We start from the raw sequence: 18,193 nt of genomic DNA on the forward strand, positions 1-18,193 counted from the left end.
TAAGATGTGTTAGAATAAAGATTTATGCCCCTAAAACCCGTTTGCAGGTTAATCCTGTTAGTATTTCTATTGCCTTACAGTATTGTAATGGCGCAAAATGTCACTTTAAAAAACTTTAAACAGAAAAATGGACTGCCCAGTAATGAGGTCTACGATATTTTTCAGGATAAAAATGGCGTCATGTGGTTTGCGACCGATCGGGGATTGGCCAATTACAATGGATCAAAATTTAAAAAGTTCGAACTCAAAGACGGATTAACCGATATTACGGTCTTCGATTTTTTTCCTCAGGAAAACGGCCAGGTATGGTGTACAACCTTTAATGGCAAACTGTTTTATTTTAAAAACGGATCCGAAAAATTTATACCCTATCGGTACAATAACGTTATTGAGAATTATTTAAAAGAAAAAAAACTATCCGGATCTTTAATCATTTCTTTAGCTGTTGATGCTCAAAACGCCTTACATTTTTTTATGGCTTCCGGTTTTTATCTTAAAATCGATCAGAAAGGCACTCTTACGTGTATCTCAAAAATCAAACTTCCAACGGAAGAACCGCGGTATTTTCACTATCAAAAAATTAATAAAAAACAGGGAATCGAATATTTTTCAGAACAAAAATCAGCGTTTCCACCGTATGTCGGGATAAAAGAATCCGTAAAAAGATTTTTCAGTTTTAAGGATGTTAAGGTCGTATACTCGGAAAGATCGGTGTGGATTTACCCAAAAAATAAAAATCCATTTCTTATTTCGGGTGAAAAATCCGAACCGCTGGAAAGTGGCGAATATGACGCTGATCATTTCTGGATCAGTTACAGAGGGAAGGGAATATTTGTATACGATACAAACGGAACTGTTGTAAAAAGAGGTCTTAATGGTCATTCCGTCTCAAGAGTTTTTAAAGATAATTTCAATTCGCGATGGTTTTCAACAGTTGATGGAGGTGTTTTTTACGAACAGGAAGAAAAAATAGCAAAGAATATACTAAAAGGAACGTATGTACATTCCTTAACCCGTAATGAGGATGGAGAACTGTTTATAGGTTGCTATAATGGCGATGTCTATAAAAGAAACAAAAAAGGAGTACTGGTATTGTTACATCGCGGATTGACAAATAAACCGGCAATTGTACAATATTATAAAGCTGAAAAATGTACCTATTATATGGTGGATGAGACACTTTATACGGACACGGGAAAAAAAATGATTTGTACCGGAGGCGTTTTAAAAGCATCGGATGATACGCCGGTACCGATTATCTCGCGCTTTGGCCTCTTGAATGTAATTGAAGATGTACAGGTTCGTAAAGTAGACACTTTAATGTTCCGAATACATGATGTTTCGGAACATGACGGGAATTATTATTGCGCTTCGATGAAAGGGATCAAAGTGAGTAAGGGTGGAAAAAAATACGTTGCGATAAATAATCGGCTACTCAATTACCGATTTGATGACATGGATTATGAACCGGAACGAAAAGTTTTTTATCTCGCCAGTTTGGGTGTCGGAGTGGTGGTTTACAATCCGCATACGGGTAAGACAATGTATATTGACAAATCAAAAGGATTGTCGGACGATTTGGTGACGGAAGTATATATAGAAGATAAAAATACCATTTGGGCTTGTACCAACTATGGACTCAACAGGATTACATTTGATAAAGATGGTACATTTAAGGTGCGCTATATTACAGCATCTGATGGTTTGTCGGAAAACCAGATCCGTGATGTCGAAATTGTAAACGATACCATATATGTGGCTACCGCTAATGGTTTGTGTAGTATCGCAAAAAACAATTTTGAAGCAATTTTTGACAAGAGAAAATACTTTCTGCGATTAAGTTCGATAGCGGTTAATAACACCGTTTTGGACACGCCAACAAAACAATTGGCATTGTCGTACGATAAAAACCAGCTCGATTTTTGGATTGAATCGGTTGCCTATGGTAGAAAAGAACAGGTATATCGGTACAAATTAAAAGGACTGCATGAGAATTGGAATTATACCAGCGATCGCAAAATTGCCTACGAATTTATTCCGCCGGGACATTATGAATTACAGGTACAGGTTTTGGAAGACAACCGTCTTTTTTCGGATGAGATGGTTCGTTTGCCTATTACGGTTCGGAATCCTTTCTGGACAACCTGGTGGTTTATTATTATAGTAATAGCAGGATTAACAGCATTGATCTATCTGTTTTTCAGGATTCGGGTGCTAACCTATAATAAAGATATTATCCGGGAACTATTGCGATTATGGGTGCGGAAGATCAAAAAGAAAGAAAAGTATTTTGTTTTTAAAGAACAAGGCAAGGAAATACGGATACCAACCAATACCATTTTATATGTCAAATCCTCCGGAAACTATATGGATATTGTTACCGAAGAAAAAGTATATGTCATGCGATGTAAAATAGGTGATTTTATCAGTAAAGTACCCGATCCGTTGGAGTTTTTAAGAGTGCATCGTTCGTATATCATACGAATTGACAAGGTGGAGCAGAAAACCAAAAAAACGGTATTTATCAAAAAACAGGAAATTCCGGTTGGAGAAACCTATCTCGAAGAACTGGATAAAATCGTTTTTTAATAAAGAGCTTTATGACGGATAAAAATGTCATCCCAAAAAAAATAGGGTTTGTAAAATAGAAAAATATAGAATATTGATTTCGTCACTATTTGGGATAGTATTCGTCACAAATCGCGATTTTACTGGTGTTTTTTGTGTTTGATGCCAATAGTTTTGTGGTATCAACTTTAAAAACCTAAAACATGAAAAAAATTATTTTTAATGTAAAATCCGGGGCATTAATGTGCTGTATGTTTGTATTAACGACCTTCTCGGCCAACGCACAAACGCTATCAATTGGGGGAACCAATGCACTTAGTGTAAATGTTACATCAGCAGGAAGTCCGGCTACGTATACGTACAATGTAACCATACCGTATTTTGCCAACGAATTAACAGGGACGTTTACCGTTACACAGGGAACAACTAATGTGCCGTATACTTGTGGCGCGACTTATTTTAAAGAGTTAATCGTAACAAATGCTAATGGTTATGTAAACTCAACAACCAATAGTAACACAGTAACAATTCCCGGGCCAAAGCCTGTAGGAACAAGCTACTATACGGTGAACGCATGGTGTCGAAATAGTGCAGTTGATTTACCGAGCATACACAAAGGAACGTACAATATCAGGATTGTTGTGACTAAAGAAACAGCACCAGCGGTTAATTTGAATTTTGCACCTTTCTGTAAATACACGCCAAATACAAATCCGCCGCAATACAGTGGTTTTATTGGATTTAATGTTACGGGTAACTATGCTAATGCGGGTAAACTTTATCTGAGAGTAACAAACCCTTTAAATACATGTCCTACCGCCGATTATAAGGTAACCTTGTTGCATGGTTCCGGAGCGGCTACGGCTACAATCGCTGCAGCCAATTTTTATAATTGTGCGGCTAATACTACGTATACGATTCAATTGGTTTATAAAACAACAAGTACATCGGGAGCTTCAATTATATATGTTGTTAATAGCGGTGAAATCGGATGGACGGATTATAGCTGGAAAAAAGGATTTAGAAATTGTTTGAATTTAGCGGAGCCACAACCTCAGGATCCGGTATTCGTGCAAAAGGCTACACAAAACATGTCGCTTGATACGGCCGACAGTAAAAAATATAATGTATATCCAAACCCAACCAACAGCGATCTGAATATCGCACCTGCCGATGGTAAAGAGATCCGTAGTGCTAAAGTGATTGATCCAAGCGGATTTGTATACGAATCCAGAGCTTTCCGCAACGGAAAAGGAGAACAGTCGATCAATCTGAGTCATTTAAAACCAGGTATCTATTTTGTAGAGATCGAAACCAACGAAGGTGTGTTTGTAGAAAAAGTAGTGAAAAACTAAATAACGTTAAAAACGATTTAGAGCTTGTCGTTTTTATCGCAAACCTGTCAGGATGTAAAATGCCTGACAGGTTTTTCTGTTTTGTAAAAAAAGGATTATTTATTATTGAAAAAGAATGTTTCAAAAAGTGGGATTTGTGTTTTTATATCACAAAAGTCAAATTACGTCACTATTTTATATGTAATTCATCACAAAATGCGATTTAAGTAATACTTTTTAAACTTTAAAAAGCATTTTTGCTTGAATAACTTTAAAAACATTTTATGAAAAAAACAACATTACTTCTTTGTGCATTTTTACTCTTTATGAGTACAAATCTGTTTGCGGCTTTAACGGCCAACATGCAATTTTATCCGGCATTGGGTACATCGATAACGGTATATCCAAACAGTACAGTTTATCCGGCTTATTATGAAGTTCGAATTACCGTTTCGTCCTATTCCAATACATTGTGCTCCGGTACCTATTCGTTAGCTTTAGAGCGTAGAGATATGACAACCGGTACCAGTCTTTGGGGAAGTGTAACGCCCGATTCGTTATTTCCTAATCCGGGAGTAGTAAGTTCTTATTCCGGAACCTGTATGATTCATCAGGTACACGGGACAAAATACGAATACCGCGTTAAGGTGGTTTTTAATCCAACGGGTAACGCAGGAACGACTTGTGCTACTATGGCCAATGAAGAAAAATATACCAGTATCGGTACTGTTGTGGTGAAAAAGAAAGCAGTTCCGGATTTTACAATAAACGGAATGACTGTTCCGGCTGATGGATCACCGATGAGTATTTGTGCATCGGTATTAAATTTGGATGCTGCTATTACGGCTAATGAGTCGGATTATTTCTTAGGAGTATCCGAATGTAACCGTTGGTGGGATAGAACCGGAAATTTAGAATGGGGCGGATGGTTTCCTGGTCAGGCTCCAAATGGTATCCCGGTACAAAGTACAATGCTTTTGAGTCCTAATTATTTTACGGCACCTACACCTACTCAGGTACAATCGAATCCGGCATTGGCAATCTTAAAAGGAGGAACCATTCAGAGTCCGGCGAATTTTGCAGGACAGGACCGTTATTATCGTATAAGTGTTTGTGTGGGCGAACCGGAATGGAATTGTAAAACAGCTCTGGTTCGGGTAGATCCGAATTGTAGAATGGCATCGGTAATAGAAATAGCCGATTCGGATGTTATGGATCAATTCCTTAGTGAAGAAAATACAGCCGGAATGAAGTTGTTCCCGAATCCGGTAAAAGACGTCGTAAATATTACTACCAAAGAAAAAGTGTCCGGTTATACTATATATGATTTAAGTAATACCATCGTAAAAATGGAGCAAAACAAAAAAGGTAGCGATCTTCAGCAATTGGATCTTAGTAATCTTAAACAGGGATTGTACGTTATTGAAATCACAACGGAAAAAGGCGTGGAAAGACATAAAATTATAAAAGAATAATAAGAATATAACACATAAAAAGCCTGTCGGAATATGATTCCGACAGGCTTTATTTTTTTACAGATTTGTGTTTATTCGCGTCCGCCGTCGAGTTTGTCCTGCCATTCTTTTAATTCCTGCCATTTTCCTTCGTACGCCATTCGGGCTTGTCGCGGCCATGTTGTCGGATTATGCATGGCAAAACGTTCGCCGGCCTTATGCAGAATCTCATTACAACGGTCTACCGAAGTTTCCGATAATGCTTTCCAGGAAAATATCCCCGAAGTGTTAAATAATTCTTCGATTTTAGGTCCGACACCTTCGATGATTTTCAGATCGTTTTCGGTAATTTTTTTACCCAGTACCGAAGCGGCCAACTCGGCATTAAAAGGTTCAATTATAGGGGTGGCGGCAAATCCTAAAGAGGAACCCTGACGTTTCAGGGCATCCAGTTCGGCTGCAAGTGTTGCGGATTTAGACCGGCAATTATCCAGGTCAATTTGTAATTGTTTGGAATTCTGATTACCCGTTGCGGATGATTTACCAAGTAAATAACCTAATAACGCACAGATTAGACCTGTTATGGCTGGGATGAGTATACATGGTGCATTCATATGTGGATGGTGTTAGATTAGTGAATCGTGATTACGGTACGTCTGTTTTTGGCCTGTCCTTCTTTGGTTGCATTGCTTTGCAACGGATTGTCCGGGCCTTTGGAATTGCTGTTGATTTTATCCGGAGCGACGCCATTTTGGATAAGGTAATTTTTAGCAAAATCAGCACGTTGTTGCCCTATATGGATATTGGTTTCGCGATTGCCGACATTGTCTGTATAACCGACGACATCCAGTTTCGCATTTTCCACATGATCGATATAATGAATCATATTCGCTATTTTCTGACGGTCGGTTTCGGTCAGGGCGATCTGCGTTTGACCGGTGTCAAAATAGAGTGTCAGCGGATCGGAATTTAATTGTGTTTTAATAGCTTGCCAGTCTGTTTCCGGCTTGGTTTCGGAAGTAGGTTTGATGAGGTCGAAAGTAACCGGTCCGAGAAGTGTTTCGTTCTGAACCATTATATCATCACTAGTAACACCATTGATTTCAATTTTAGCGGAAGGAATTCCCTGAGCAATAAAATAATTTTTGACATCATTAGCCCGCGCATAACCCAGATTTGGGAAAATGGAATTATTGATTTCGTCTTTACGGGTAAAACCGGTGATCTTTAAGGTAGCTGTATTCTTTTCGAAAAAAGCCTTTAACGAATTGGTGCCGAGCGTGATCGAATCGTCAATAGGTAGTAATTTTTTAAAATCGTTCTTTAAAAAATTAAAATTGTTCTGTGTGGTAAAATGAAAATCGTTGCTGTTCAGGGCAAACGGATAGGTCGGATGGAGTGCGGTACTGTCCGGGCTGAGAATAACTGTCTTGTCTTTTTTAAGACAGGCAGTGCCACAGGGGACGCAACAAAATTGATGGTATAAAAAACAACCGATAATTAGGGTTGCCAGTATACCAAGAAGGTAAGTAGCTTTTTTTGACATATCGATCAAATTTGATTATATTCTCAAATTTAACCAAAAAAGTCTTTTATTTATTTGTTTTTAGTTAAAAAATACAGTGTAATGTTAATTAAGTTGCCATATGCTTGCGTTTAACACGCCTGCAAAAGTAACCCAGGCGAGATAAGGAAGTAACAGGTAGCCGGCTATTTTGTTGATCTTTTTAAAAGAAAGATAGGTTTCATAGATGATCAGCCATAATAATACCAATTCGACCAAGGCTAATAAAGTATTGTGGAGTCCGAAAAACAAATACGACCACAAGGCATTTAATCCCAATTGAATGGCAAAGAACAATAAGGCTCTTTTAACAGCATCGCGTTCAAAATCGATACGATTCCAAACCAGTCCGGCGGCAATTCCCATTAAAATATAAAGCGTGGTCCATACCGGAGGAAACAACCAGTTGGGCGGATTAAACGATGGTTTTACCAAAGTAGGATACCAGGTTTCAATACTGCCGCGGGTTACAATTCCGGAAAAATAACCTACCACCAGACAGGTTACCACGATCATTAATATACGGGTGATGTTTTTCATACTCCAAAAATAAGCGAATTCCGGCAATTTTTTCCAATTGATCGCTATTTCAAAAAAAGTATCTTTGCGTAAATTTTTAAGGATATGTTTTTAGAAAAAGATTTTGTTTACAACGGAACGTTGGATGGTGTGAAAAACGGGAGTTTCGAATGGAGTGCGCCCAGTAATATCGCTCTGGTAAAATACTGGGGGAAAAAAGAACACCAGATTCCGGCCAATCCGTCGGTGAGTTTTACGCTTAATAATTGTAAAACCATCACAAAAATGTCTTTTTCTAAAAAAGAATCCACTACCGATTTTTCGTTTGATCTGTTATTTGAAGGGAAAGAAAAAGAATCCTTTAGACCGAAAATTCAGAAGTTTTTCGAGCGAATTGAGACGTATTGTCCGTATCTGAAAAACTACCATTTTGTTATTGATACCTTAAATACCTTTCCGCATAGTTCGGGTATTGCTTCGTCGGCTTCTGGAATGGCGGCATTAGCGATGAATATCATGAGTCTGGAAAAGACCTTACATTCACAAATGGAAGAGGCCTATTTTTATAGTAAAGCGTCATTTCTGGCGCGTTTGGGATCGGGAAGTGCCTGCCGAAGCGTAAAAGGGAATGTCGTGGTTTGGGGGATGCATAAAGAAATTGAAGGGAGTTCCGATTTGTTTGGAGTGGAATTTCCGGGAACGGTTCATAAGAATTTTGAAAACTATCAGGATACGATATTGTTGGTAGACAAAGGTGAAAAACAAGTATCGAGTACGGTTGGACACGATTTGATGCACAATCATCCGTATGCCGAAAAGCGATTTGAGCAGGCACATGTTAATCTGTCGCAAATCAAAAATATCCTGGAGACAGGTGATGTGGATAACTTTATTAAAATCGTAGAAAGTGAGGCGCTCACGTTACACGCCATGATGCTCACTTCCATGCCGTATTATATCCTGATGAAACCCAATACGCTGGAAATTATCAACCACATCTGGAAATACAGAAATGAAACCGGAACACCGGTGTGTTTTACACTCGATGCCGGAGCAAACGTACACGTCTTATATCCGGAATCAGTCAAAGAAAAAGTATTGGCATTTATTCAGCAGGAATTAGTTGGCTATTGTCAAAACAGTCAGTACATTTGTGACGAAATTGGAAAAGGAAGCGAAAAGATCAATTAAAACTTTTTTTCACTACCTTTATACTAGATTTAGCGGTAAACCGTTTCTAAAGCAGGAAATACGTATATGAAAGGACCACTTTTTTACTCGAAAATTTTACTCTTCGGAGAGTATGGTATTATCAAAGATTCCAAGGGGTTATCCATCCCGTATAATTTTTATAACGGAGCCTTAAAAATAGCCGAAAACCCAACTTCGGAATCGATAAAATCAAATGCGGCTTTACAACGTTTTACAGCCTATCTGGAAGATCTTCAGGAAGAAAACCCGGAATTGGTTACCTTTAATATGGAAGCCTTAAATGCCGATGTAGCTCAGGGTATGTATTTCGATTCCAGTATTCCGCAAGGATACGGAGTGGGAAGTAGCGGTGCTTTAGTGGCGGCTATTTATGATAAATATGCCAATCACAAAATTACTGTACTGGAAAACCTGACGCGTGAAAAATTACTACAGTTAAAAAATATCTTTGCCCAGATGGAATCCTTTTTCCACGGAAAAAGCTCCGGATTGGATCCGCTTAACAGCTATCTGAGCCTGCCTATATTGATCAATTCCAAAGATCATATCGAACCAACCGGTATTCCGTCACAAAGTACCGAAGGTAAAGGAGCGGTATTCCTGATCGACTCCGGAATTGTAGGCGAAACCGCACCGATGGTGAATATCTTTATGGAAAACCTAAAAGATCAGGGTTTCCGTAAAATGCTAAAAACACAATTCGTAAAATATACCGATGCCTGTGTGGAAAACTTCCTGCACGGCGATGTGAAATCCTTATTTTCCAATACCAAAAAATTATCGAAAGTAGTGCTGAACAACTTTAAACCGATGATTCCGGAGCAATTCCACCAGGTATGGCAAAAAGGGATCGATACCAACGATTATTACCTGAAATTATGTGGCTCCGGTGGCGGTGGCTACATACTTGGATTTACTCAAAATCTGGAAAAAGCTAAAGAATCCTTAAAAGATTATAAGTTAGAGGTCGTTTATCAATTCTAATTTATAACTTTTCGGTCGGAAAATTCCGCGGACGATAAATTAATAGCCTAAACCATGCTTACCCGTAAATCCAAATTGACTTTGATGAAGATCCTCAGTTTGTTTTCTGTGGTACGCGGGTATAATATTCCGATTATTGTATTGGCGCAATACCTGTCGTCGATCTTTATTCTGGCCAAAGATGAACGCGCATTGGATGTGATTCTGGATTGGCGTTTGTTTATTCTGGTGTTTGTATCGACGCTAACGATTGCTTCCGGATATATTATCAATAATTTTTACGATGCACAGAAAGACCTGATCAATCGTCCGAATAAATCGATGTTGGATCGATTGGTAAGTCAGCAAACCAAGTTAAAAGTTTACTTCGGACTAAATTTTCTCGCAACAGGTCTGGCATATATCATATCCTGGCGGGCGGCTTTCTTTTTTGCAGCCTATATTTTTCTGATCTGGTTTTATTCGCATAAACTTAAAAAATACCCGATTGTCGGAAATCTGACGGCGGCAGTCCTTGCGGTAATGCCGTTTTTCGGAATATTGCTGTATTTTAAAAACTTTTACCACGTAATTTTTGCCCATGCGGGATTTCTTTTTCTATTGATCCTGATTCGTGAAATGATCAAAGATCTGGAAAATATCAAAGGGGATTTGGCATCCGATTATCAGACCATTCCGGTTCGTTTCGGAACAAACGTATCCAAAAAAATGATAACGGCTTTAACGATAGCAACGGTTATTCCGGTGTTTATCCTGGTCGAAAAATACGATGTAGGCTATATGGATATTTACTTTTATATAGCATTGATCATCTTGATGTACTTTATCCGGTTATTATGGAAATCGGAAACCCGGGAAGAATATGTTCAGTTGCATATCATCTTGAAAACGCTTATTGTAGCCGGCGTTTTCTGTATTGTACTAATTGAACCTGCGGTTTTGGTAAACGGAAAAAAACTACTGGCCGGACTATAACAATCTTTCAAAATACTTTTTTAACACACAAAGAGATAAATAGTATCTTTGCAAAAATTTTTTAGCGAAATGAATAACGGAAAAGGAAATAATAAAAGAGGTTCTTCCAACGGCAAACCGGGTTTTGGACCAAAGAAATCAAATGCGGCAGGGAAACCGAATTTTAAAAAAGACGATAGAAAAAGTAATTTCTCAAAACCGAAACCGGACTTTGAAAAAAAGCCGAAAGCGCCTAAAACAGCAGCTTCGGATGATATCCGTCTGAATAAATATATTTCTAATTCCGGTGTTTGCTCTCGTAGAGACGCTGATATTTATATCCAATCGGGGAATGTAAAAGTGAATGGAGAGGCGATTACCGAAATGGGATATAAGGTAAAACCGGGTGATGTGGTTAACTTTGACGGTACGGTGATTACACCGGAGAAAAAAGAATACATCCTGCTAAACAAGCCAAAAGGATTTACGACGGCTGGCGATGGCGACGGAAATACAACAAATGTATTGGATTTGGTACGCAATGCGACCAAAGCAAAATTACAGGCAGTTGGACGTATGGATAAAAGTACAACCGGATTGTTATTGTTTACAAACGATTCGGATATGGTACGTAAATTTACGGCACCAAACCAGCGTTCGTCAAAAGTATACCAGGTAACGCTGGATCGTAACTTGAAGTTCGAAGATCTTGAAAAAATCCAAAAAGGACTTACGATCGACAATTTTAGAGTGTATGTAGAGGAGATTTCGTATATCGAAAACGAACCGAAAAGTGAAATCGGCTTAAAGATGAAAACGTCTAATGTAAAAGTTGTACGTTCTATTTTCGAGCATCTGGAATATGATGTGATTAAAGTAGACCGTGTTGTTTTTGCCGGACTGACCAAGAAAAATTTGCCTCGTGGAAACTGGCGTTTTCTGACCGATCAGGAAATTATAAACCTTAAAAATATATAAATCCACAATCCTGAAGCTTGCTTCGGGATTTTTTTACCGTACTAATGACACCAGAAACATTACAATCGATTGCTTTTCGTTGGTTTGAAGCGTTCAATACCAAACAACTTGACAAATTATTATCGCTTTATGATGAGGAAGCGCAGCATTTTAGCCCGAAATTAAAAATCCACCAACCGGAAACAAAAGGATTGGTTGTGGGAAAAGAGGCTATGCGTGCCTGGTGGCAGGATGCGTTTAACCGTTTGCCAAGTTTGCATTATAAAGTGACATCGTTAACGGCTAATTCCGATCGTATCTTTATGGAGTATATTCGTCAGGTAGAAGGAGAAGACGATATGTTGGTTGCCGAAGTACTCGATGTGAAAAATGGAAAAATAATCGCTTCGCGTGTATACCACGGATAAAATAAAAGTCCCGTCATTGGCGGGACTTTTATTTTATGCGGTCTTCAGATTTCCCATTGAATATATCATACATGGCAATGGCTACGATGCCTAATACATTTAGGGTTGTAGTTCCTAAAAGAATGGTTAAGACGTTGTCGGATAAACAGTAGCTGTTATTATTGGCTGTCAAAATCGAACCAACTTTCCATAACCAGTAGCTTACAATTAATGAAGACCAAATTGCTAAGTATATCCGAAGGTTGGTGTTAATCGAATACCTTTTGTTTTTTAAAGCATTACAAGTGTATTTGAGATAGTTTTTCTGATTCTTAAATGTTTCTTCTTCTTTTTTTGATTTATCATCGGTGTCGTTTGATTCCGAAACGATGTAATTCAAATTATTTTTTAAATCAGACGGCATATTTATCCAAGTTGTTTTTTCTGATTTTGTTTTAAAAGGTATTTATAGTGTTCTTTTATATAGGTATCGGGTATTTGCAAAGAAAAGTAATCATTGTTTTTTATCGTATTCCATACGCACGACCAGGGAGAGTCTTCCTGATGGGTTTTGGCACTTAGTTCGATACCGTTGTATTGACCGTAGACTTCCCATATTTTGTCGAGAAAGTTTTCATCTTCCTTGTTACCTAAGGTGGGGGTTCCGTTGTATTTTTCGATTGGAGCGTTTCCATATCTTTTGTAGCGATGGTAAAGGCTGGGAATTACCGGGCCATATTTCCAAGCTTCCGGGTTTTCGTCTATTAGGGCGTTGTCTGTAATTCCGAGATACCAGCCATGAGCGATGTAGACCAGTTTGATTAGTTTCATGGGAGTTATGTTTTTGCCATCGCTATAGTTGGCTAGGAAGTAGTTGGCTATTTGTTTTGGACTGTACATGGCTTATATAAGTTAGATAACTAAGGTACGATTTATGCTTAGGGCTATAGCATTATTAATCAATTTGACTTCCGTTTTACCTCACAAGACCTCAAAAATTAATAAGTATGGATTGATATAAAAAAGAGGTTGTCTTAAATAGACAACCTCTTTTCGTTTAGTTTTTCAATAGTTTGTTACCATTGTTCAAACCGCGTTTGTTGAGTAGCGGTGTGATATTGGGTTCCTCGCCACGGAATTTTTTATAAAGGATCATTGGATCTTCTGTTCCTCCTTTTTCAAGGATGTATTTACGGAAGGCTTTGGCTTTTTCCTGATTGAATAGCGAAGTGCTTTTAAAGGCTTCAAACGCGTCGGTATCCAAAACACCGGACCAGATATAGCTATAGTAACCGGCCGAATAACCACCGGCGAAAACATGGTTAAAATATGTACTTCTGTAACGTGGAATAATAGAATTGATCAATCCGATTTTCTTCATGGAATTGGCTTCAAATGCAGTAGCGTCCTGTGTAATGGCTCCGGTTTGCGTATGGTATTCCATATCCAGTAACGAAGCAGCCAGGTATTCTATAGTGGCAAATCCCTGGTCGAAAGTACCGGATTTTTGTAATTTTTCAATCAGTGCATCGGGAATTACAGCTCCGGTTTGGTAATGTTTGGCATACATTTTTAAAACTTCAGGTTCGGCAGCCCAGTTTTCCATAACCTGAGAGGGTAACTCTACGAAGTCTCTTGGAACTGCAGTTCCGGCCATACTCTGGTAATTTACGTTCGACAATAAACCGTGTAACGCATGACCAAATTCATGGAAGAATGTTGTCGTTTCGTCAAATGTTAATAGGGTAGGTGCGTCGCCAATTGGTTTGGAATAATTACAAACAATTGAAATTACCGGAGGAATACGTTTTCCGTTTTCCATTTGTTGCGCACGGTAGGATGTCATCCAGGCGCCACCGTTTTTGGAAGCACGCGAATAGAAATCCATATATAAAGTACCCACCTGAGTCCCGTCTTTTTCCATAACTTTCCAAACGGTAACGTCTTCATGGTATTTCGGAACATCTTTTAGCTCTTCGAATTTCAACCCATAAAGATTTTCAGTTACTTTAAAGATACCTTGTTGTACATTCTGAATGCTGAAATACGGTTTTACTTCCTGCTCATCCAGATTATAACGTTCCTTACGGATTTTTTCAGCATAATAACGCCAGTCATACGGTTGTACGTCACCGGAAATACCATCGGCAACCATCATTTTTTTGATATCGGCAGTTTCTAGTTTTGCTTTTTCAAGGGCCGGTTTCCAAAGCTTGGTTAACAATTCGGTTGCTTTTTCCGGAGTTTTAGCCATACTTTCTTCCAATACATAGGCCGCATGGTTTTTATAACCCAGTAAGCGTGCTTTTTCACCACGAAGGTTAGCCATCTGGATCAGATTTTGTTTGTTGTCGAATTCGTTATTATTGTTGCCGCGGTTTTGATAAGCCGTCCAAATTTGTTTGCGCAGTTCGCGATTGGAAGCATATTGCAGGAAGGGCATTACACTCGAGTTACTTAGTGTAAATACCCACTTTCCGTCCTTTCCGGAAGCTTTGGCTTTGGCCGCTGCGGCAACGATCAGTTCGTCGGGTAAACCGGCTAGATCAGTTTTTTTATCAACCACCAGTTCGTAGGCATTGTTTTCTTTTAGAATGTTGTTACCGAACTTTAACGATAATAACGATAAGTCTCCGTTGATTTTACGCAGTTTTTCTTTGTCAGCATCCGACAGATTGGCGCCACTACGTACAAAAGCCTTGTATTTTTTCTCCAGTAAACGGGATTGTTCCGGAGTTAATTTTAAGGTTTTACGGGCATCCCAAACCGCTTTTACCCGGGCGAATAATTTCTCATTCAGATTGATATTATCATTGTGCTTAGACGATATTGGTGCCATTTCCTGTGCGATCGCCTGTAGTTGGTCGTTGGTATTGGCCGAACTCATATTACCAAAAACAGTCGCAACCCGGTTTAAAAGCTGCCCTGCATTTTCAAGCGCCAGAATGGTATTGTCGAAAGTTGGTTTGGCCGGATTATTGGCAATGGCGTCAATTTCCTGTTGGTGGATTTTAATACCTTCCAGTAAAGCCGGTTTAAAATGTTCGTTTTTAATCAAATGAAAAGGAGGAACTTCATAAGGAGTGTTGTACGCGGCCAAAAGCGGATTGGTTGGATCGCCGTTTCGCTTGGACTTGTCATCGTTCCCCGAAAGTAAAGACATTCCCACAGTTGTAAGAATCAGAACAGTTTTTGTAATCATGATGTTATTTTGATTAATTTAGTTATGTAAAAATAACAGAAAAAGTGATTACCGTCGGTTATGGCACATTTTGTTAACGAATTTTTATGAGCCGAATACGGAATATTCTGTTAAAATTTGAAAATTAGATAGTACTTTTGTAGTATGAAGCGCTCCCCTAAAAATATAATCCTCAAGACCCTTAAGATCACTGGAATCACAATCGGTAGCATATTGTTGTTATTATTCCTGATTCCGTTGCTGTTTCCGGGAACCATTGCCGAACAGGTAAAAAAAGCCGCGAATCAAAAACTGGATGGCGAACTGAATTTTAAAGAAACGCATCTGTCGTTTTATAAGCATTTTCCGTCGTTAACGGTTTCGCTGGATGAATTTTCGTTAAAAGGATCGGCACCCTATCGGAACGATACGTTAGTGGCGGCAAAAGAGGTGGCCTTCGGGATCAACCTGAAGCGGCTTATTTTCGACAATCAGGTGAGTATTGACGAGATCTATTTATCCGATGGACAGGCGAATATCAAAGTGGACGAACACGGACACGCGAATTATAATGTCTATATTTCGAATGCACCAAAAACAGCCGATACTACAGAATCGGCTTCCATTCGACTGGATCGGATCGAAATTAAAAATGTCGATTTAAAATACAACGACCTTTCGGCCAAAGTAGCGATCGATGCCAAAGATTTTAATTATATCGGAAAAGGTGACTTGGACAAGTCTATTTTTGATCTAACGACTAAGGCGCGAATCGGATCGCTGGATTTCGCTTTTGACGGGGAAACCTACCTGAAAAACAAAGTGGTTAATGCCGACTTATTGACGCGGATCAATACGAATTCCCTGTCGTTTGTTTTTAGACAAAATAACCTGAAAATAAACAAGCTTCCGGTTAAATTTATCGGGAAGCTCAACTTCCTGAAAGATGGATACGATATCGATATTCACGTAGAAACCCAAAATAGTAACCTAAACGATTTGTTCACAGCAATGCCACCGGCTTATGTAACCTGGCTGGAAAAAACAAAAGTGCAGGGGCAAACGGATGTGTTGTTCACGTTTAAAGGAATCTATAACGCTTCTCAAAATAAAAAACCCGATTTAGGATTGGCGGTTAACATCCGCGACGGTTATATCGCTTATAAAGATACGCCGTTTCCGACTTCGAATATCTTTTTAAAATTTAATACCCGAATGCCGTCGTTAAATCCGGATTTATTGGAAATCGATATGGATTCGATCCACTTTAATGTTGGAAAAGACTTTTTGGCTGGAAAACTGTATTCCAAAGGAACCAAACATATCAACGTAAACACGGATATGAAGGCCAAATTGGATCTGGAAAAATTAAACCGTGCTTTGGGATTGGAAAAGGTAGAAATCAAAGGATTGCTAACTACGAGTATCAAGGCCAAAGGCGATTATGATGCGGCTCAAAAACTATTTCCGGTTACCGATGGATTTTTAGCGCTACAAGGCGGACGATTAAAAACGCCGTATTATCCAAACCCGATCGATTCCATCCGAATCAATGCACGCATCAAAAATACAACCGGTAGTTATAAAGATCTGATGGTAAAGGTAACGCCGGCCTCTTTTCATTTTGAAGGCAACCCGGTGTTTGTTGCAGCCGATTTATCGAATTTTGAAGACCTGGCTTATAAAGTCAAAGCTAAGGGTGAAATTGACGTCGCAAAAGTCTATAAAGTATTCCGTCAGGAAGGACTTGATTTAAAAGGATATATCAAAGCCGATTTGTTTTTACAAGGAAAACAAAGCTATGCCACTACGGGTCAGTATGGTAAAATGAATAACAAAGGAACCTTGGTGTTACGGGATATTACGGCAAAATCGCAGTTTTTCCCAAAACCGTTCCTAATCAAAGAAGGCTTGTTCCGATTTGATCGCGACAAAATGTTTTTTAACGATTTTAAAGCGGGCTATGGACAGTCGGATTTTAATTTGAATGGTCAGTTACAAAATGTGATCAACTATGTATTGAACGATAAAAGTGTCCTTTCCGGAAACTTCGCGTTACAGTCCGATTTTCTGAATGTTAACGAATTTATGGCCTACAATCCGGATGGTGTCAAAACAAATAATTCCAAGGTCAATGCGAAAAAAACAAAACCGAAAGAACCAACTGGTGTTGTTGTCGTACCTACGAATCTGAATGTTTCGGTTGTAGCCAATGCTAAAAAAATAGACTACGACGGTTTGGTACTGAATGACATGTCTGGAAAAGCAATGGTCAAAAAAGGAAAAATCATGTTGCGTAATGCCGGTGTAGGGATTATCGGAAGTCGGATGACATTGGATGGTGTATACGACGATGTAAGTGCCGATAAAGCGAACTTTAGTCTGCGTTACCAGGCAAAAGATTTTGACGTAAACCGCGCCTATCGCGAAGTAAAACTATTCCGCGATTTAATGACATCGGCCGAAAAAGCCGAAGGTATAATAGGTGTCGATTACCGTTTACGCGGCGTACTCGATCAGAACATGCAACCGATTATGCCATCGTTAAAAGGAGACGGTGTGGTAACGGTTAAAAAAGTAAAAATAAAAGGACTGAAATTGTTTTCGGCTATCAGTAAAAAAACAGGATCCGATGGTATTGATAACCCGGATTTAAGTGAAGTAGAAATCAATTCGAACATTAAAAATAATGTGATCACTATTGATGAAACATTGATCAAAGTGGCTTTATTCCGTTTAAAATTCAAAGGGCAAACCAACTTTGCCGGTCAGATGAACCTGAGAATGCGTTTGGGATTACCGCCATTCGGGCTAATCGGAATTCCGGTTGTGATTACAGGAAACAAGGACAATCCTAAAATAAAAGTATTTAGTAAAACGGGTGAAGAAGTTCCGGAAACCGAATACAAAGGTACACCGGCACCGGCATCACCGCCAACACCTTCGGAACCAAAACCAAAACCGGAACCGGCGGCAACACCTGCACCGGTAACTCCGAAAGAATAATAAAAAGGCTGTCTTATGAGACGGCCTTTTTTGTGGAATTTAAAATCCGGTGG

At 38.9% G+C, this 18,193-nt stretch carries 15 protein-coding genes; 9 read left to right on the forward strand and 6 right to left on the reverse strand.

Features of this window, described 5'->3' with window-relative positions:
• The first annotated feature begins 24 nt into the window (after positions 1 to 24).
• From AAFN64_RS02000 to AAFN64_RS02010, 3 genes are all read left to right on the forward strand, one after another.
• Complete coding sequence (locus AAFN64_RS02000; RefSeq protein ID WP_347759114.1) at positions 25 to 2,589, forward strand: LytTR family transcriptional regulator DNA-binding domain-containing protein; 2,565 nt, start codon at positions 25 to 27, stop codon at positions 2,587 to 2,589.
• Between the two features lie 182 nt (positions 2,590 to 2,771).
• A complete protein-coding gene (locus tag AAFN64_RS02005; RefSeq protein ID WP_347759115.1) occupies positions 2,772 to 3,923 on the forward strand; it encodes a T9SS type A sorting domain-containing protein in 1,152 nt (383 codons plus the stop codon).
• Positions 3,924 to 4,186: 263 nt separating this feature from the next.
• Positions 4,187 to 5,377: a T9SS type A sorting domain-containing protein gene (locus tag AAFN64_RS02010; protein ID WP_347759116.1), complete on the forward strand. Its 1,191-nt coding sequence runs from the start codon at positions 4,187 to 4,189 to the stop codon at positions 5,375 to 5,377.
• 71 nt (positions 5,378 to 5,448) lie between these two features.
• On the opposite strand, the gene AAFN64_RS02015 is transcribed toward AAFN64_RS02010, so the two are convergent.
• The 3 genes from AAFN64_RS02015 to AAFN64_RS02025 form a co-directional block, all read right to left on the reverse strand.
• The gene (locus AAFN64_RS02015; RefSeq protein ID WP_300486290.1) at positions 5,449 to 5,970 is read right to left on the reverse strand and encodes a hypothetical protein; all 522 of its coding nucleotides are present in this window, start codon (positions 5,968 to 5,970) and stop codon (positions 5,449 to 5,451) included.
• Positions 5,971 to 5,987: 17 nt separating this feature from the next.
• Complete coding sequence (locus AAFN64_RS02020; protein ID WP_347759117.1) at positions 5,988 to 6,902, reverse strand: OmpA family protein; 915 nt, start codon at positions 6,900 to 6,902, stop codon at positions 5,988 to 5,990.
• A gap of 84 nt (positions 6,903 to 6,986) precedes the next feature.
• Positions 6,987 to 7,460 carry a TspO/MBR family protein gene (locus AAFN64_RS02025; RefSeq protein WP_347759118.1) on the reverse strand — a complete coding sequence of 158 codons (474 nt, stop codon included), beginning with the start codon at positions 7,458 to 7,460 and terminating at the stop codon, positions 6,987 to 6,989.
• Between the two features lie 84 nt (positions 7,461 to 7,544).
• Between AAFN64_RS02025 and AAFN64_RS02030 the strand changes: the two genes are divergently transcribed.
• The 5 genes from AAFN64_RS02030 (at position 7,545) to AAFN64_RS02050 (ending at position 11,974) form a co-directional block, all read left to right on the forward strand.
• The gene (locus tag AAFN64_RS02030; protein ID WP_347759119.1) at positions 7,545 to 8,630 is read left to right on the forward strand and encodes a diphosphomevalonate decarboxylase; all 1,086 of its coding nucleotides are present in this window, start codon (positions 7,545 to 7,547) and stop codon (positions 8,628 to 8,630) included.
• A gap of 66 nt (positions 8,631 to 8,696) precedes the next feature.
• Positions 8,697 to 9,635: a mevalonate kinase gene (locus AAFN64_RS02035; protein WP_300486296.1), complete on the forward strand. Its 939-nt coding sequence runs from the start codon at positions 8,697 to 8,699 to the stop codon at positions 9,633 to 9,635.
• A 54-nt stretch (positions 9,636 to 9,689) separates the two neighbouring features.
• Complete coding sequence (locus AAFN64_RS02040) at positions 9,690 to 10,610, forward strand: geranylgeranylglycerol-phosphate geranylgeranyltransferase (protein ID WP_300486298.1); 921 nt, start codon at positions 9,690 to 9,692, stop codon at positions 10,608 to 10,610.
• A 69-nt stretch (positions 10,611 to 10,679) separates the two neighbouring features.
• The gene (locus tag AAFN64_RS02045) at positions 10,680 to 11,567 is read left to right on the forward strand and encodes a pseudouridine synthase (RefSeq protein ID WP_300486300.1); all 888 of its coding nucleotides are present in this window, start codon (positions 10,680 to 10,682) and stop codon (positions 11,565 to 11,567) included.
• A gap of 44 nt (positions 11,568 to 11,611) precedes the next feature.
• Complete coding sequence (locus tag AAFN64_RS02050) at positions 11,612 to 11,974, forward strand: nuclear transport factor 2 family protein (RefSeq protein WP_300486302.1); 363 nt, start codon at positions 11,612 to 11,614, stop codon at positions 11,972 to 11,974.
• Positions 11,975 to 12,002: 28 nt separating this feature from the next.
• Here AAFN64_RS02050 and AAFN64_RS02055 read toward each other — a convergent pair whose 3' ends face one another.
• The 3 genes from AAFN64_RS02055 to AAFN64_RS02065 form a co-directional block, all read right to left on the reverse strand.
• Positions 12,003 to 12,353, reverse strand: a complete 351-nt coding sequence (locus AAFN64_RS02055) for a hypothetical protein (protein WP_300486304.1) — start codon at positions 12,351 to 12,353, stop codon at positions 12,003 to 12,005.
• Between the two features lie 26 nt (positions 12,354 to 12,379).
• On the reverse strand, positions 12,380 to 12,784 hold the full coding sequence (locus AAFN64_RS02060; protein ID WP_300486306.1) for a type II toxin-antitoxin system antitoxin SocA domain-containing protein: 405 nt from the start codon (positions 12,782 to 12,784) through the stop codon (positions 12,380 to 12,382).
• 226 nt (positions 12,785 to 13,010) lie between these two features.
• Positions 13,011 to 15,155 (reverse strand): M3 family metallopeptidase, encoded by a 2,145-nt coding sequence (locus AAFN64_RS02065; protein WP_347759120.1) that lies wholly within the window; start codon positions 15,153 to 15,155, stop codon positions 13,011 to 13,013.
• A 144-nt stretch (positions 15,156 to 15,299) separates the two neighbouring features.
• On the opposite strand from AAFN64_RS02065, the gene AAFN64_RS02070 reads away from it, so the two are divergent.
• A complete protein-coding gene (locus AAFN64_RS02070; RefSeq protein WP_347759121.1) occupies positions 15,300 to 18,140 on the forward strand; it encodes an AsmA family protein in 2,841 nt (946 codons plus the stop codon).
• The last annotated feature ends 53 nt before the right edge of the window (positions 18,141 to 18,193 follow it).

Origin of the sequence: Flavobacterium sp. CAU 1735 (assembly GCF_039888695.1) — a bacterium.
Lineage (GTDB): Bacteria > Bacteroidota > Bacteroidia > Flavobacteriales > Flavobacteriaceae > Flavobacterium.